General features: G+C 65.5%; 5 protein-coding genes. 2 read left to right on the top strand and 3 right to left on the bottom strand.

All coding sequences use genetic code 11. The features are described 5' to 3' along the window. Window positions 1-76 precede the first annotated feature (76 nt). From PSV38_RS13485 to PSV38_RS13475, 3 genes are read right to left on the bottom strand one after another with little or no spacing between them, the layout of a single operon-like run. Complete coding sequence (locus PSV38_RS13485; protein WP_300548229.1) at window positions 77-3,187, bottom strand: efflux RND transporter permease subunit; 3,111 nt, start codon at window positions 3,185-3,187, stop codon at window positions 77-79. Continuing rightward, a complete protein-coding gene (locus tag PSV38_RS13480; RefSeq protein WP_300548227.1) occupies window positions 3,184-4,329 on the bottom strand; it encodes an efflux RND transporter periplasmic adaptor subunit in 1,146 nt (381 codons plus the stop codon). The genes PSV38_RS13485 and PSV38_RS13480 overlap by 4 nt, the downstream gene beginning before the upstream one ends. Before the next feature lie 22 nt (window positions 4,330-4,351). Beyond that, entirely contained in the window at window positions 4,352-5,041 is a 690-nt protein-coding gene (locus PSV38_RS13475; protein WP_300548225.1) for a CerR family C-terminal domain-containing protein, read from the bottom strand. A gap of 47 nt (window positions 5,042-5,088) precedes the next feature. Here PSV38_RS13475 and PSV38_RS13470 point away from each other — a divergent pair, with 47 nt between their 5' ends. Continuing rightward, the gene (locus tag PSV38_RS13470; protein ID WP_300548223.1) at window positions 5,089-5,970 is read left to right on the top strand and encodes an alpha/beta hydrolase; all 882 of its coding nucleotides are present in this window, start codon (window positions 5,089-5,091) and stop codon (window positions 5,968-5,970) included. Between the two features lie 154 nt (window positions 5,971-6,124). Next, window positions 6,125-18,331 (top strand): non-ribosomal peptide synthetase/type I polyketide synthase, encoded by a 12,207-nt coding sequence (locus tag PSV38_RS13465; protein ID WP_300548221.1) that lies wholly within the window; start codon window positions 6,125-6,127, stop codon window positions 18,329-18,331. Window positions 18,332-18,345 lie beyond the last annotated feature (14 nt).

Here is an 18,345-nt window from a genome sequence, read left to right as displayed (position 1 = left end):
ACAACAACGTCCGGCGTCCTCGTTGAGGCGGAATTCTAAGTCGCTGGACAAAGTGATGCGGCCGGGCGCCTGAGGCTCACACCTGGCGCTCGATCGCCTTCAAAGGCGGTGCTGATGGTGACGTGGTCCCACGCCGCCGATGCATCCACTCCTTGCTCCGCCGGATCAAGCCATCCACCAGCGTGAACACCACCGGGATCACCAGCAGGCTCAAGAAGGTGGAGGTGATCAACCCCCCAATCACCACGATGGCCATCGGTGCGCGGAAGCTCGGGTCCACGCCAATGCCCAAGGCAATTGGCAACATGCCCGCGCCCATCGCGATGGTGGTCATGATGATGGGCTGAGCCCGCTTGCGGCACGCGTCCACCACCGCCTCCCAGCGCGACAAGCCATGCTCGTTGCGCGCGATCATCACGTAGTCCACCAGCAGGATCGAGTTCTTGGTGGCAATGCCCATCAGCATGATCAAGCCGATCATCGACGGCATGGACAGCGCTGTCTGCGTGATGAACAGCGCCACAAAGGCCCCGGGGATGGACAGCACGAGCGCCATCAGGATGGTTATCGGCTGCACAAAGTCCTTGAACAGCAGCACCAGCACCACATAGATGCACAGCACGCCCGTCAGCATGGCCAGGCCAAAGCTGGCGAACAGCTCGGCCATGGCTTCGGCATCGCCCACCGTGGTCTGCGTGATGCCAGGCGGCAGGTTCTGCAGGCTGGGCAAGGCCAGGGCTTTTTTCTCGACGTCGCCCAGCGGTTGCTGGTTCAGCTCGATCTCGAAGTTGATGTTGCGCTGGCGGTCGTAACGGTCGATCTGAGCGGGGCCGCTGGCCATGGTCAGGGTGGCCACATTGCCCAAGGGCACGGGGCCGCGCGCGCCGGGCACGGGCAGGCGCGAGATCAAATCCAGGTCGGCCTTGGCTCCGTCTGGCAGGCGCACCACCACGGGCACTTGCCGTTGCGACAAGTTCAGCTTAGGCAAGCCCTGGTCGTAGTCGCCGAGGGTGGCAATGCGCAAGGTGTCGGCGATGGCGCTGGTGCTCACGCCCAGGTCAGCGGCTTTGGCCGCATCGGGCCGCACGATCAACTCGGGCCGCACCAGGCTGGAGGTGGAGGTGACGTTGCCGATGCCAGGGATGGTGCGCAATTGGCGCTCCACCACCGAGGCATGCTCGGACAAGGCCCGGCCATCTTCACCGGCCAGCACCAACACGTACTTCTCGGCCGAACCGCCAAAGCCCACGTTCACACGCGCGCCGGGCAGGGCTTCCAGAGACGCGCGCAGTTGCTGCTCGATGTCTTGCTTGCTGATGCCGGGCCGGTCTTGCCGCCGCGTCATGTTGATGGTGAGCGTGGCCTTGCGCACTTCGGCCGCCGCTTGTGGCATGAAAGGGTCGCTGCCCGAAGCGCCGCCGCCCACGGCCGTGTAGACCAGCTTGACGTGCTCGTTCTTGACCACAATCTTGCGCGCCTCTTCGGCCAGCTTGTAGGTCTGCTCAAAGTTGCTGCCCGGTGGCAACGACAGCGACACCTGCGTTTGCGACAGGTCATCGGGCGGGATGAAGCCGGTGGGCAAGCGCCCTGCCAGCATGAACGAGCCCACCATGAAGACGGCCACCACCAGCAAGGTCATGATGCGGTGCTTCAGACACCAACGCGCCCAGCCCAGGTACACGCCCATCCACTTGGGTTCATGGTGATCTCCTTGGGGCGCCTTCAAAAAATAGGCAGCCATCATGGGGGTCAGCATGCGCGCCACCACCAATGAGAAGAACACGGCAATCGCCGCAGTCCAGCCAAACTGCACAAAGAACTTGCCGGGCACGCCGCCCATGAAGGCCGTGGGCAGGAACACCGCGATCAGCGTGAAGGTGGTGGCGATCACGGCCATGCCGATCTCGTCAGCGGCTTCGGTGGCCGCCTGCAAAGGCGTCTTGCCCATGCGCAGGTGCCGCATGATGTTTTCGATTTCAACGATGGCATCGTCCACCAAAATGCCCACCACCAGCGACAGCGACAGCAGCGACACGGTGTTGACGCTGAAGCCCAGCAGGTTCATCACACCGAAGGCCGGGATCACCGACAGGGGCAAGGCGGTCGCAGCCACCAGCGTGGCGCGCCAGTCGCGCAAGAACAGCCACACCACGATCACGGCCAGGATGGCGCCTTCATACAGCAGCAGCATCGAGCCGTGGTAGTTCTCTTCCACCGGGTCCACAAAGTTGAAGGCCTCGGTGATGACGATGTCGGGGTTCTTGGCTTTGACTTCTTCCAGCGCCGCACGGATGCCTTGCGCCACGTCCACTTCGCCCGCTTTGAGCGCACGCGTGAGCTCGAAGCCCACCACACGCTCGCCATTGAGCAGCGCCGCCGAGCGTTGCTCGGCCGTGGTGTCGCTCACTTTGGCGATCTGGTCCAGGCGCACACGGCGGCCATCGGACAAGGTGATGTCCATGGCGGCCAGCTCGGTCGCCGATTGCACCGTGGCCACGGTGCGCACCGATTGCTCGGCGCCTCCCACGTCCACGCGGCCGCCAGAGGCTTCTTGCTGGATGCTGCGCAACTGGCGCGACACATCGGCGGCAGACACATTGAGCGCCAGCAAGCGGGCCGGGTCCAGCTCAACGCGCACTTCGCGGGTCACCCCGCCCACACGCGCCACGGCGCCCACGCCCTTGACGGCCAGCATGCGCTTGGTCACGTCGTTGTCCACGAACCACGACAGGGCCTCGTCGTCCATCCGCTTGGAAGCCACCGTGTAGGTCAGGATGGGCGCGCCCGACAGGTTCATCTTGGAGATGACCGGGTCGCGCAGATCACCGGGCAGATCGGAGCGCACGCGCGAGACCGCGTCGCGCACATCGTCCACGGCTTCCTGGGTGGGCTTTTCAAGGCGGAACTCGACCGTGATGATCACGCTGCCATCCTGCACCTTGGTGTAGATGTGCTTGATGCCTTGCAGCGTGGCAATCGAATTCTCAAGCTTGCGCGCCACCTCGGTTTCCAACTGGGCAGGCGCCGCGCCCGGCAAGGACGCCGTCACCGTGACGGTGGGCAGGTCGATGTCGGGAAAGCTCTGGATCTTCATCCCCGAAAAGCCCATCAGGCCCACCACGGTGAGCATGATGAACAGCAGGATCGCGGGGATGGGGTTTCGGATCGACCAGGTGGAGACGTTCATGACTGGCCTTTCACGACCCGCACGGTGTCACCGTCGGTCAAGAAGCCCACGCCAGAAGCCACGACTTGCGTGTCGGCCTTCAGGCCTTGTGTGATCTCGATGCGGTCGGCCTGGCGGCGGCCCACGCTGACCTTGACCTGGCTGACCACGCCTTGGTCATTGACGGTGAAGACGTAGCTGAAGCCGTCGCGCAGCAAGACCGCGCTTTGCGGCAGCGACAGGCCGGTGGCCTGGCCGGTTTCAAAGCGGCCATTGGCGAACATGCCAGCGCGCGCGCCAGCGTTGACCGCGCTGGCAGGCAGGTCCACATAGACCAGGCCGTTGCGGGTGCTAGCGTCCACGGTGGGGGCCACCATGCGCACCACGCCTTGAACGGTTGAACCGCCCGGTGGCGTGGCCCAGGCGGGCATGCCGGGCTTGATCTGCGACAGATCCGCCGAAGGCAGCTCAGCGCGCCATTCCAGGCGGCCTTGGCGAATCAGGCGGAACAGCTCGGCGCCAGGCTGGGCCATGGAGCCCACCGAGGCCACACGGGCCGAGATCACGCCATCGTCCGGCGCCACCACCTTGGTCTGGCGCAAGCGCAGTTCATCGGCGGCCAGGCGGGCCTTCAGGGATTCCATGCGGGCTTGCGCGGTGGCTTCGGCAGTGAGGTCGCGCTGCGCCTCTTGCGCGCTGATGGCGCCGCTGCCACGCAGGGACCGCGACCGGTCGGCGTTGCTCTGGGCTTCGGCCAGTAGGGCTTGCGCCTCGGCCAGGTTGGCGCGTGCCGTATTGGCATCGGCCACCACGGCTTCATTCTGCAAGGTGGCCAGAACTTGGCCACGTTTGACGCGATCGCCCACGTTGACCAGCACCGTGGCCACGCGCAAGCCTGACAGCTCGGCGCCAATGATGGCTTCCTGCCAGGCCGCGATCGAGCCATTGGCCGTGAGCGTGGAAGGCCATTGCGCCGATTGAGGCGAGACCACCTGCACGCTCAGGGCCGGCTTGACCTGCCGGGACGCGCCGGGCGCCACTGCAGCGGCCTTGTTGGCCTCGCCAGCAGGTGCATCGGCTTTGAAATGCCACCACAGCCCACCCGCCACCACCACGGCTGCAACTGCCACCCACTTGCCGTTATTCGTCAACCAGTTCGACATGCTTTTTCCTCTATTTTTTTAATCAATTGGCCATGGCGCGCACGCCGCGCTCATGCCCAACCAGGGCGACACCATAGCCCACCAGACGGTTCAACACCTGGCGCACAGCCTCATCCCCATCCAGGAGGGCTGGCGCCAACACATTCATGAATTCACGCGACAAGCTGTAGTCGTGCACCATGGCCAACAGCGCAAAGGCCAGGTGATGCAAGGCATCGTCAGGCTCGGTGGCCCCCACGTGCCGTGCCAGCAGCATCACCACCCGCTGATGGTGAGGCTGGATGTATTGCGCGATGACCTCCTTGTAGGCTGCACTGGGCTCCACCATTTCACGCAGGTGCAGCTTCATGCCGCGTTCGGCGTGTTCGTCCGCCACGCCGTCCACCCTCATGGGACACAAAAATGCCGTCATCAGCCGGCGCACGGCCTCTTCCAAAGGCAAAGCCGGATCGTCGAAATGGGTCAACTCCGACGTCAGGGCCTCAATGGGGCGCAGCAGCACCGCGCGGTACAAACCGGCCTTGTCGCCAAAGTAGTAGTGGATGGAGGCCACATTGGCGCCCGCCGCCTGGCAGATCTCGCGGGTGGAGGCCTTGGCGAAACCTTTGTCAGCAAAGATGCGCAGGGCCTCCTGCAACAGGCGTTCGCGGGCCGGAGCGCCACGCTCATGGGACCCCGGCTGATTCAAATCAAGCGCTTGATTGATTTTCATGCGAGCATGCTAACCCATCACGCTGACTTCCTTTTTCTCAGGCCCACATGCAGTTGATTCCTTGGGTTTACACCGGTCGAGAAGGGTTTGCTTTGAGAGGCTGGCACACACCGCCCACTGGCAAACCGCTGTTGCACTTCCTGCACGGCAACGGCTTTTGCGGCCGGACCTATGAGCCACTGCTAGCGCACTTGGCGCCCGACTTCGACCTGTGGCTGAGCGATGCCCAGGGCCATGGCGACAGCGACCATGGCGGACGTTTCGTGGGCTGGAACCGCAGCGCAGAGCTGGCCGTGGAGGCCTTGACCGCGCATCTGCCACTGTTTGAGGGCATGCCACGCCACGCGGTGGGCCACAGCTTTGGCGGTGTCCTGACCAGCCTGGCGGTGGCAGAGCATCCCGGTTTGTTCGACCGCGCCGTGTTGCTGGACCCAGTGATCCTGCAACCCCAGATGCTGTGGGCCGCGCAGATGGCCCAGTTGACAGGCCTGGCCAGCCACAGCGAACTCGCCCGAAAAGCCAGGGCGCGCCGACGCCATTGGCCAGACCGCAACACCGCCCGCGAATCGCTGGAAGGCCGTGGGGTTTACAAAAACTGGACGGCCCCAGCCTTGCAGGCCTTCATCGACCAAGCTTTGCGCCCCTCGGCCGATGGCGGGGTGGAGCTGAAATGCTCGCCGGAAAGAGAATCCGAAGTGTTCAGCTCGGTGGCCGATGGCCTGTGGACTGCCCTGAACCGGATCAAAACCCCCATTCAGGTGATTCATGCCGAGCAAACATTCCCATTCATCGCGGCATCCGTGCAACAGTGGAAATCGATTAACCCGCATGTCTGCGACATTCAAACGCCGGGAGGACACTGTTTTATGCAGGAAACGCCGATCCAAACCGCTGAGATGGTGAAAAGGTACTTGATGACACAGTTATAGGGGATGGTATGAATAACCCTTGCTGTCGTATGATTTTCCAGATACCCCTTGAAACATGCGCGCCCCTCGGGTCGGCTTGGTGTCATCGGCGTTCTTTTGGTTGACGACGACGGTGCCCATGGCCACACAACAAATACCCAGCAGCAGGAATGTCATGACCCCACCGGCCCTGAGCCACTGGTTGCGCGCCGCCTCTGACAAAAACCCCGACGGCATCGCCCTGGAGTATTCGGGAATTCGGCTGAGTTACGCAGCCCTGTCGCTCAAGGTTCGCCAGCAGGCCGACCTTTTGCGCGAGGCCGGGCTGGTCCCCGGTGACCGCATTGCCATCGCCGCCACAAGGTCGCCCGACACCGTGATCGCCATCCTGGCCGCCGTCGAAGCGGGCGTGGCCTATGTGCCCTTGGACCTGAGCTACCCGGCTGATCGACTGCAGGCCATGTTGGCTGACGCGCAACCCCGGGTGGTGGTGGGTGAACCCGGCGCCTTGTCGGCTCTGAAAGAGCTGGTCGGCCCCATGCCCAGCCTGGACGCCGTCGCGCCTTCGCAAGGCATGCCCCATGCCGCCAGCAGCGACCTGACTTACGTGCTGTTCACCTCAGGCTCCACCGGGCGGCCCAAAGGGGTGGCCATGGGCGACCTGCCCTTGCGCCATCTGATCCAGTGGCATGCCCAGCATCCCCGCCTGGGGCAAGCGGCCCGAACCCTGCAGTTCGCCCCCTTGTCCTTCGACGTGCATTTCCAGGAGATCTTCTCCACCCTGGCTTGCGGCGGCACGCTGGTGTTGATCCCGGACAGCCACCGGCGCGATCCAGCCTTGCTGCGCGAGGCACTGCAAACGCAGCGCGTTGAACGCATTTTCCTGCCCTATGTGGCCTTGCAGATGCTGGCCCAGGCCGATGAAGACGCGCACAGCGAAGGCAAGCCGCCGTTGAGCCTGCGTGAAGTGGTCAGTGCCGGCGAACAATTGCAGGTCACCCCCACCATCCGCGCCCTGTTTGAGCGCCTGCCACAGGCAGCACTGCACAACCACTATGGCCCCACCGAAAGCCACGTGGTCACCGCCTTCGAGCTGAGCGGCCCGCCTGCTTCTTGGCTTGGCATCCCACCCATCGGCACGGCCTTGCCCCATGTGCTGCTGGCCCTGCGCGACCCCGACACTGGCACGCTCAGCACCGGCGACACCGGCGAATTGCTGCTGGGTGGCGACACCCTGGCCCACGGCTACCTGGGCCAGGCCCAGTTGAGCGCCGAACGCTTTCTGGACGGCCCCGCCGGCCTGCCCGGCCGCTGGTACGCCACCGGCGACCTGGTCAGCCGCGACCCCGAGGATGTGCTCACCTACCAGGGCCGGATCGACCAGCAACTGAAGGTGGACGGCTTCCGCATCGAACCCGGCGACATCGAATTGGCCCTGATGGCGCACGAGTCCGTCCAGGACGCGGCCGTGACCGCGCCCGATGTACCCGGCTCCGGCCGCCAGCTGGTGGCCCACGTGGTGTTGCGCCCCGGCAGTCCGGCGCTGGCCCAACTGTTGGCGCCCTGGCGGCAATGGCTGCGCGACCGCCTGCCCGACTACATGATCCCCGTGCGCTTCATCGCGCTCGACAAACTGCCCACCACACCCAGCGGCAAGATAGACCGGCGCAGCTTGCCGCTGCCCGTCCTTGAAGCATCCTCAGCCCTTGATCCCAACACGCTGTCGGTGACCGAGCGCCTGCGCAGCGTCTGGCAAGAACTGCTGGGCTTGAACGACCTGGCCGACGACAGCAATGTGTTCGACGCAGGTGCCCGATCGCTGCTGGTGATGCGCTTCGTGAGCCGCATCAAGCAGCTGGGTTTGAACCTGTCGGTGGCCGAGGTGTATGACCGGCCCACCATCGCTGGCATGGCCCAAAGCCTGCAAGGCGCTGCCGCCCCAAGCCGGCGCCATGTGCCCACCGGTCCGCAAGACCAGGATGGCATCGCCATCATCGGCATGTCAGTGCGGGCCGACAACGCCCACGACCTGGACACCTTCTGGGCCAACCTGCTGGCCGACCGCGAAAGCATCCGCCGCTTTGCCCCGCACGAGGTCGATCCGTCGGTGCCCGAAGAAGTGCGCAACCGGCCCAACTTCGTGGCAGCCCGCGGGGTGCTGGAAGACGCCGACCGCTTCGACGCGGCGTTCTTCGGCATCTCCGCCCGCGAAGCCACCGTGCTGGACCCCCAGCAGCGCCTGTTCCTGGAGCTGTGCTGGTCGGCACTTGAAAACGCCGCCATTGACCCGAGCCGAGGCCAGGACCGCATCGGCGTGTACGCCGGCACCGCCAACAACACCTACCTGCCCGCCATGCGGGCCGAGCAACCCGACTTGATTCAGCGTTACGGCGAGTTCGCCACCATGCTGGCCAATGAGAAGGATTACGTCGCCACGCGCGCGGCCAACCGTCTGAACCTGCGCGGCCCGGCCGTGTCCATCCACACCGCCTGCTCCACGTCGCTGGTCGCCATCACGCAGGCTTGGCACGCGCTCGCCCAAGGTCAATGTGATGTCGCCCTGGCCGGAGGCGTCAGCGTGGTCGTGCCTCAGCCGGGTGGCTACCTGTATGTGGAAGGCAGCATGGAGTCGTCCGACGGACGCTGTCGACCGTTTGACGCCGAGGCCTCGGGCACCGTCTTTGCCAGCGGCGGTGGCGTGGTCGTGCTCAAGCGCCTCAAGCAAGCCCTGGCCGATGGCGACACGGTGTACGCGGTCATCAAGGGCGTGGGCATCAACAACGATGGCGGGGACAAGGCCAGTTTCACGGCACCCAGCGTCAGTGGCCAGGCCGAGGCCATCGGCATGGCCCTGGACCACGCGGGCATCAATGCGCGCAGCATCGGTTATGTCGAGGCGCATGGCACCGGCACCTCGCTGGGCGACCCCATCGAGATCGCGGCCCTGAGCCGGGCCTGGTCTCGCGACACCAGCGACAAACAGTTCTGCCAGATCGGCTCCATCAAGGGCCACTTGGGCCACACGGTGGCCGCCGCAGGTGTGCTGGGCTTGATCAAGGCCACACTGTCGATGCACCGCGAGGTCATCCCGGGCACGCTGCACTACCGCCGGCCCAATCCGCAAATCGACTTGGCCAACACGCCTTTCACGGTGCAGGCCGAAGCGCGCGCTTGGCCGCGCGGGCCTCAAGTTCGCCGCGCTGCCGTCAGCTCGTTTGGTGTGGGTGGCACCAATGCCCACGTGGTGCTGGAGGAATCGCCCCAGCCCGCATCCTTGGGCCAGGCCGATCAGCTCAGCCTGCTGCCCTTGTCGGCCAAGACCGCCGAAGCTGTCTTGCGGCGAGCCCGGGACCTGGCTGACCACCTGGAGCGGCACCCCGACACCTCCTTGCAAGACGCCATGGCAACCCTGTCACGAGGCCGCCAGCGCATGGGACACCGGGTGGCCGTCGTGGCGCGCAATGGGGCTGAAGCGGTGGCCTCACTGCGCCAGGTCAAGACAGCGCAAGCCGCGCTGGTCAAACCCCGGGTGGTCTTTCTGTTCCCTGGACAAGGCTCCCAGCACCCTGGCATGGCGCGTCAGTTGTACGACGAAGTGCCCGCCTTCCGTGAGGCGTTTGACCGATGCCTGGCCGCCGCGCCTGAGGCCCTGGCCATGGACCTTCGCCAATGGCTGGTTCAAGCCTTGCCCACCGACGCAGAAGCCGCCGCCAAGCTGGCAGAAACGCGCCATGCTCAGCCCGCGCTGTTCTGCGTGTCACATGCGCTGACCGCCTGGCTGGACAGCCTGGGCATCCGGCCCGATGCCATGATTGGCCACAGCATTGGCGAGTACGCTGCCGCCTGCCACGCCGGCGTGCTGTCGGTGGACCATGCCATGAGCGCCGTCATTGCACGCGGTCAAGCCATGTTCGACCAGCCTGCCGGCGCCATGTTGGCCGTGCGCAGCAGCGCGGACCTGGTGCGCAGCCTGATGCCGCCGGGCGTGGAAATCGCCGCCGCCAACGCGCCCACGCTCACCGTGGTGGCGGGCCCGTTTGACACCATCACGGACTTTGCCACGCGGCTGGAAGCCCAGGACATCAGCACGACACGCTTGAAGGTGTCCCACGCCTTCCACAGCGTCAGCATGGACGGCGCCTTGCCGCGCGTGGCACAAGCACTCGGCCACGCTACGCTGCATGCCCCGTCGATCCCGATGTACTCATGCGTCAGCGGCGCCTTGCTGCAAGACAGTGAGGCCACCGACCCGCAGTACTGGGCCCGCCAGGTGCGCGCCACCGTTCAGTTCAGCCGAGCCGTGCAGGCAGAACTGGACCAAGGCGATGCCACCGTCTTTGTCGAGGTCGGCCCAGGCCAGGCGCTCACCGCCCTGCTGCGCCAGCACCGCACCGCCCAGAATGCGGTGCCTCGCATCGTGCCCTTGCTGGGTCCGGCCCAAGACCCGGGCGAACCTGCCGTGCGTGCGCTGCAGGGCCTGGGTGCCTTGTGGTGCGCCGGGGTCGAGTTGGCCTGGCCTGTGCCCGCCAACGCACGCCGCATTGCACTGCCCGCCTACCCATTCCGGGGCGAATCCCATTGGTTCGCTCGCAAGCCCACTGCTGTGGTCGTCCCAGTTTCCCTGATCCAAGAGGATGCCCGTCCAATGAGCCGCCTACCCCGCCTTGAACAAGAACTCACGCGCATCTTCAGTGACGTCTCCGGCATGTCTGCCAGCGAGGTGGACCGCGACACCACGTTCGTCAACCTGGACCTGGATTCCTTGTCATTGACCCAGGCGACCCTGGAGCTGGAGCGTGTGTTCGGCATCAAGCTGCGCTTTCGCCGCTTGATGGAAGACCTGGACACCCTGGCCAAACTGGTTCAGTTTCTGGATGCAGAGCTGCCCGCCGACAAGTTCGCACCACCACCCGTCAGCGCGGTGGCTGCGCAGCCAGCACCGATGGCCCAGGCGGTCTTCACGGCGCACCAGCCCTCGGTGGCGGGCGATGCCGTGCACCAGCTCATCCAGCAACAGATGCAATTGATGGCCCAGCAGTTGGCCGTGTTGTCGGGTCAAAGCGTGGCCCCGGCCAATGTGGTGGCCGCCCCTGCTGAACTCGCCCAGCCCTCCAAGACCTCGCTGCTGGAAAAGCCCTTTGGCGCCTCGGCCCGCATCACCTTGCAGGCCCAAACCGATTTCACACCCACCCAAATGCAGTGGGTGACCGACTTCATCCAACGCTACAACCAGCGCACCGGCCAGTCCAAGAGCTTCAGCCAAAAAAACCGCAAGGCCATGGCCGACCCGCGCGTGGTCACGGGCTTCAACCCACTGTGGAAAGACCTGGTCTACCCCATCGTGGTCAACCGCTCCAAGGGCGTCAACCTTTGGGATCTGGACGGCAACGAGTACATCGACCTGCTCTCGTGCTTTGGCGGCAACCTGCTGGGTTACCAACCCGAGAGCGTCATTGCCGCGATCAGCGAGCAGCTGCAATTGGGCTTGGAAGTGGGCCCGCAGCACCCACTGGCCGCCGAGGTCGCCAACCTGATCTCCGAGTTCACCGGCATGGAGCGCGTGGGCTTTTGCAACACGGGCTCCGAAGCCGTGATGGGCGCCATGCGCATCGCGCGCACGGTGACCGGCCGCAAGACCATCGCCATTTTCACCAACTCGTACCACGGCATCTTTGATGAAGTGATCGTGCGCGGTACTAAGCAATTGCGCTCGCTGTCCGCCGCCCCGGGCATCCTGGCCAATTCGGTTGAGAACATCCTCGTGCTGGATTGGAACAGCGAAGACTCGCTGCGCGTGCTGCGCGAACGCGGCACCGAGCTGGCGGCCATCATGACCGAGCCGATCCAGAACAAGTACCCCACGCTGCAACCACGCGAGTTCGTGAAATCCCTGCGCGAGATCGCCGACCAGGCGGGCTGCGCCCTGATCTTCGACGAAGTGGTCACCGGCTTCCGCGTGGCCCCGGGTGGTGCGCAAGAGTTCTACGGTGTGCGCGCCGACATCGCCACCTACGGCAAGGTGATCGGCGGCGGCCTGCCCTTCGCCGCCATCGCTGGCAACGCCAACTGGCTGGATGCCCTGGACGGTGGCCACTGGCAATACGGTGACGACTCCTACCCCGAAGCTGGCGTGACCTACTTCGCGGGCACCTTCGTGCGCCACCCGCTGGCATTGGCTGCGGCACACGCCACCTTGCTGCACCTCAAGCGCGGCGGTCGTGAGTTCTACCGCCAGCTCAATGACCGGACACAGCGCCTGATTGATCGCCTGAACGCGGCCTTCGCTCAGCGCGGCGCCCCGGTCAAGGCCGTGCATTGCGCATCCTTGTGGCGCCTGCAGTGGGACGATGGCGTGCCCAACATCAGCCTGTTCTATTACCTGGCCCGCTTCCACGGCCTGCACCTGTATGAACAGTTCGGCCACTTCGTCACCGAGGCCATGACCGATGCGCACACCGACCGCATCGTCGAGGTCTTCACCAAGGCGCTGGATGAGCTGACCGCGCTGGGTTTCATTCCCTTGCGCGAGGGCTCTGCAACCAAGATCGCCACGGCACTTCTTGAAGCGCCCTTGACACCCGGGCAGACCGAACGCTGGCTGGCCGCGAGTTACGACCCGGCGGCGCGGCGCGCACTCAATGAGTCTTTCTGCGTCACCTTGACCGGTCAGGTGGATGCCGCGGCATTGAAGTCGGCCCTGCAAGATGTCTTGCAACGGCACACCGCCTTCAAACTGCGCTTCGACCTGGATGAACCACGGCAGATCATCGAGCCTCAGTCCGTGGTGCCCGTGGCCGAGGTCGATTTGCGGGCCCAAGCCGACAGCGATCAGGCGCTGGACCAGCACTGCCGCCAAGCCAACGGGATTGACCTCCCTCTCGACAAGGCGCCCCTGGCCCGCGCCAGCATCCTCCATCTGGCCGATGGCCGCGTGGTGGTCCACGTCGTGGCCAGCCACCTCATCTTCGACGGATGGGCTTCCAGCGTTTTCAACGTGGAGCTGGCGCAGGCTTACCGCGCGCGGGCCTCAGGATTGACACCTGCCTGGGCCTCCGAGCCCGGCTCGCCCTTGTCATTCGCGGTGGGCGAACAGGCGCGCTTCAACGGTGCGGATGGCCAAGCCAGCATCGCGCACTGGAAGCAGGTGCTGCAAGCGCTGCCCCAGCCCGTGTCGCTGGGTGACAAGACCCCCACGGGTCCGCGCACCTTCGTGGCCGACACCGTCAGGGCCCGCCTGGACGGCGTCAAGCTGGCCACATTGCGCGAGCAGGCCAAGGCGCAAGGCGCCACCCTTTTCCAATGGCTGCTGAACGCCGTGGCAGAGCTGATCGCGCAGGAAAGCGGCCAGAGGGACATCGTCGTCAGCATCCCGTATGCGGCCCAAAGCCTACAGCGCCACGCGCCGCTGCTGGCGGACGGCGTCCTGGACCTGCCCGTTCGCCTGACACTGCCCGCCGACGAGCCTTTCAAGGCGCGCATTGGCCGCGTCAAGAGCGCGCTCATGGACGCGATGGAACACCCCCTCATGACCCAGGGCATCGCGGCGCGCGCGCTCGGTCTGCAGGCCGAAGGCAGCCGACCGCCCTTGAGCAGCATTTACTTCAACCTCAACCCGAAGGTGGACCTGTCAGGCTGGGCACCGTTGAAAGCGCAGATGCACGAGGGCCGCAAAGCCGGTCTGCTCAGCGAGCTATTTTTCAACTTCTACGAACAAGCCGATGCACTGACCCTCGACCTCCACCACAGCAGCGAATACCTGAGCCTGGGCCGGGCGCAACAGCTGGTTGACCAACTCATCGCCCTGTTGTCGTCAGGATCGACCACCGTCCCTGTCCAGCTTGATCCGCGCCTGCTGGATTGGAACCGAACGGATCGCGCCCTGGATCCTCAGGCTCGCATCGAAGCCTGGGTGTCGCGCCAGGCCAAGCTGACGCCCAACGCCACAGCGGTCATCACCGCTGAAGGCCACCTGACCTACGGCGCCCTCGAATCCCAATCTAATCAGATCGCCCGCGTTCTGCAAGCCCGTGGCGCGGGCCCCGGACAGCGCGTGGGCATCAGCCTGCCGCGCAGCACCCACCTGCTGCCAGCCCTGATCGGGGTGCTCAAGACCGGTGCCGCCTATGTGCCGATGGACCCCGGCTTCCCCACCGAGCGCCTGAAGATGATGGCCGAAGACGCCAATCTGGGCCTGGTGGTGACGCATTCAAGCTGCGCCGACGCCAGCGGCCTGCCGCGCGCCACACAATTGCGGCTCGACGACGATGCCGCACTCGTGGCCACGGCCAGCGACACCGCCTTGCCCACGATGACCGACACGCAGGCGGCCGCCTACGTGATCTACACCTCGGGTTCCACAGGCCGACCCAAGGGTGTCGCCGTGCAGCACAGCGCGGTCTGCAATTTCCTGAGCAGCATGCAACGGGAACCTGGTTTCAAGGCGGGCGATCGACTGCTGGCCGTGACCACCCTGAGCTTCGACATCGCGGTGCTGGAACTGCTGCTCCCGCTGATCACTGGCGGCACCGTGGTGCTCGCCACGCGCGATGAAGCCATGGACGGTGAAACACTGATGGCGCTGATCACGCAACATCAGGTCACCGTGATGCAGGCCACGCCCACCACCTGGCACCTGTTGCTGGACGCGGGCTGGCAGCCACCACGTGGTTTCCGCGCCCTGGTCGGCGGCGAACCCTTGCCACCGGCCCTGGCCACCGCCTTGCTGGCCAAGGGCATTGAAGTCTGGAACATGTACGGCCCCACGGAGACCACCGTGTGGTCCACGCTGTCGCCCGTGCGCGACCCCAACGCCAAGATCACCATCGGCCGCCCGATCGACAACACCCAGGTCTGGATCCTGAACGAGGCCATGCAGCCGGTCACGGTTGGCCAGGAAGGCGAGATCTGCATCGGGGGTGATGGCGTCGCCTTGGGATACCACGGACGACCCGACCTCACCTCGGACCGCTTCGTGACGCTCCCGTGGGGCCCGCGCCCGGCGCAACGCATCTACCGAACCGGAGACCTGGGCCGCTGGCGCGAAGACGGGCAGCTGGAACACCTGGGACGCATGGACTTCCAGGTGAAGATCCGGGGCTACCGCATTGAGCTCGGAGAGATCGAGGCTCAACTCGAAGCCCAGGCAGACGTGGCCCGCGCCGTGGTGACCGCCACGGAAATGAGCCCAGGCGACATGGCCCTCATCGGCTACGTGGTGCCGCAAGGCAACGCGGCCCTGGACAGCGCCGCATTGAGGGCCAGCCTGCGCCAGACCTTGCCGGACTACATGGTACCCCGCACCATCCTCGTCCTGCCCAAGCTGCCACTGCTGCCCAACAACAAGATCGATCGCAAGGCCTTGCCGCTGCCCACCTCCAAGGGCAGCGCCCCCTCGGTGCAAACCGCCACGGCGGCACCCACCCAGGTAATGGCGGTCTCCGGCCCCCTCGCCGAGGCCACCAACACCGTGGCCCAGGAGATGGGCAAGCTGCTGGGACGCGACCGTTTGCAGGACCACGATCATTTCTTCGAGCAGGGTGGCCATTCCCTGATGGCGGCCAAGCTGTCCGCCGCCCTGGCCAGCGCGCTGGGGCACCGCCCTGGCCTGCGGATGATCTTCGACCACCCGACGCCCGCCAAGCTGGCCCAGGCCCTGGTGGCGCTGAAACAGGCCCAGCCCGCCAGCACCCCGACCAGCGGTGCCGGTGCAGACACCATCCCCATCCGGGCCGACCAGTCCACCGCGCCCCTGTCGCAAATGCAGGAGCGCGTGTGGTTCCTGGAGAACGTGAACCCCGGCACCGTGGTGCACAGCATCCCGACCGGCCACCGCCTGCTGGGCCCGCTGAATGTGGAGGCCTTCAACCGCGCCTGGCAACTGCTGGTTCAGCGCCAGAGCGTGCTGCGCACCGTCGTGGAACGCACCCCTGAGGGTGATGTCCAGCGCATCCTGCCGAGCCTGGATTTCAGCCTCCTGCCCTTCGACGATTTCAGCCACCTGCCGGAAGCCGAGCGCAAGCCGGCCATGAACAAGGTCATCGCCGAACTGGTCGAAACCCCCTACGACGTCGAGAAGGGCCCGCTCTTCACCGCCCGTCTGTTCCGCTTGGCGCCCGACGAGTACGGTCTGCTGTTCCAGGCCCACCACCTGGTCTGGGACGCGTGGTCCTTTGACCTGCTGTACGTCGACCTGCCCGAGCTTTACAGCGCCTGCCTGGAAGGCCGTGAGCCCAATCTGCCCAAGTTGACCGTGAGCTACGGCGACTTCGCCGCTTGGCACAAGGATTGGATGAGCGGCCCCGAACTGAAAAGGCAACTGGACTACTGGCGCGAACAACTCACGCCGCTGCCCCCGTCCATCGAATTGCCGCTGGACCGCCCTCGCCCGCCTTTCATGTCGGGCCGAGGCGGCTCCTTCCAGTTCAACCTGGCCAAGGACATCACCGATGCACTGCGCGCGCAGGCGCAGCAGCAAGGCCGCACGCTGTACATCACCCTGCTGGCCGCCTATGCGCTGGCCTTGCACCGGGTCAGCCAGCAAGACGACTTCGTCATCGGCACGCCGGTGCGCGGCCGTGAGCAGCCTGCGCTGGAACCGCTGATGGGCTTCTTCGTCAACATGCTGCCCTTGCGCATGCAGCCACAGGCCGACATGTCCCTGTCCAGCTGGCTGGCCTCGGTCCACCGCAAGGTGGTGGACGCCTTCTCCTTCCCGGACGTGCCCTTCGACCACCTGGTTCAAGCACTCCAGGTTCCCAGGGACATGAGCCGCCCGCCCATCCACCAGGTGTCCTTCTCCTACCAAGACGTGCGCGAGCGCACCACCCGCTGGGGCAATGTCGATCACCAGCGCATGCCCACCCCCATGCTGGGCGCCGCGCAAGACCTGGCCTTGTGGTGTGTTGAAACCCGCAACCACATCGAGTTCGTCTTCACCTTCAACGCGGATGTGCTGGACACGGCGACTGTCGGCGTGTTCGCTGCCAGCCTTGAAAAACTGCTGCGTCAGGTTGTGACAGACCCCGACCGCCCCCTGGGCGACTACGACCTGTCACCCGGCGAACAGAAAGCACCCGCCGCCCCGCCCGCCACGCTGCCCGACCTGCTGCGCCAACGCACGCACGCCGCGTCCAAGAACGTTGCGCTCAGCCAGACCGGGGAGCGACCACTCAGCCATGCCGAGCTCTGGTCCCAAGCCAACCAGGTCAGCCATTTCCTGCGGGCTCAAGGCATTGGCCGAGGCCAGTGCGTCGGCGTCTGCCTGCCCCGTCGCCCGGATCTCCTGGCGGCCATGCTGGGCATTCTCCAGGCAGGCGCGGCCTGCGTGGCACTGGAGCCGCGTGATGCCAGCGAACAACTCGCCAGCACCATCCAGGACGCTGGCCTGAGCTGGGTCATCGGACGCTCCGATTCCGTGCAAGCGCTGTCCTGGCCCCGAGACAAGACCTTGTTGCTCGACCTGGATGAACGGCGTCTGCGCAGCCAGGCCCCCACCCCACCTGCACCGAACCCATCCCTGGACGCGACCGCCACAGATCCAGCCTGCCTGATCAGCTCATCCGGGTCGGCAGGCCAAGCCCGGCACATTCCCTGGTCCCACCGTGATGTGATCGACCTGCTGCTGGGCCTGGAGCAAAAGCTGGGCCTGCGGCCAGGACAAAGGCTACTGGCTGCCAATGCCTTGGGCAGTGGCATGTCGGTCGTGGATTTCTACCTGCCTTTGCTGGTGGGCGCCGAGGTGGTGCTTGCCACGGAAGAGGCGATCCGCAATCCGGGCCTGCTGCAACAGCAGCTCGGCGACGAGATCGACGTCATGCAGGCCCAATCGGCCACCTGGCAAGCGCTGGTCGATGCCGAGTGGACGGCGCACGATGGCTTCGTGGCCCTTTGTGCGGGGGAGCCCATGCCCGCCAGCCTGGCATCGCAGCTCCTTGCACGCCGCGTGGTGCTCCACCACACCGGCGATCTGGAACACCTCGGCCAACTCGCCGCACCATCGGCCTCGGCATCGGTCCCCAAGACCACCCCGGTGTCCAGCAAACCCGCCCCCAGCACTCCCATGGAAAAGGCCATTGCCGAAGTCTGGCAGGAACTGATTGGCGAGCAAGACATCGGCCTGGATGACAACTTCTTCGACCTGGGCGGCCATTCGCTGCTGGCCATGCGCGCCGTCACGGAAATCAGGCGCCGGACCGGCGTCAGCGTGAGCGTGCGGCGCCTGATCTTCGAGAACCTGGGCCAGCTCGCCGCACCGCAGGCCGCCAAAGCGACAGCATCGCCCTTGGGCACCGCACCGGCGGCTGGTGACCACGCATCGCCAGCCACCAACGATGAGGCTCCATCCGGCAAAAGCAGCTGGATCAACCGCCTACTTGGGCGATGAGGAAGAAGCTTTTT

Source organism: Aquabacterium sp. (assembly GCF_029946005.1).
Classification (GTDB): Bacteria; Pseudomonadota; Gammaproteobacteria; order Burkholderiales; family Burkholderiaceae_C; genus Aquabacterium.
Note: the sequence above shows the minus strand (reverse complement) of the source record. Positions and strands in the feature narration are given on the sequence as shown.

Coding starts and splice junctions, on each gene's coding strand:
- PSV38_RS13480 (WP_300548227.1), bottom strand. CDS start 4,329: ATGTCGAACTGGTTGACGAATAACGGCAAGTGGGTGGCAGTTGCAGCC.
- PSV38_RS13470 (WP_300548223.1), top strand. CDS start 5,089: ATGCAGTTGATTCCTTGGGTTTACACCGGTCGAGAAGGGTTTGCTTTG.
- PSV38_RS13485 (WP_300548229.1), bottom strand. CDS start 3,187: ATGAACGTCTCCACCTGGTCGATCCGAAACCCCATCCCCGCGATCCTG.
- PSV38_RS13465 (WP_300548221.1), top strand. CDS start 6,125: ATGACCCCACCGGCCCTGAGCCACTGGTTGCGCGCCGCCTCTGACAAA.
- PSV38_RS13475 (WP_300548225.1), bottom strand. CDS start 5,041: ATGAAAATCAATCAAGCGCTTGATTTGAATCAGCCGGGGTCCCATGAG.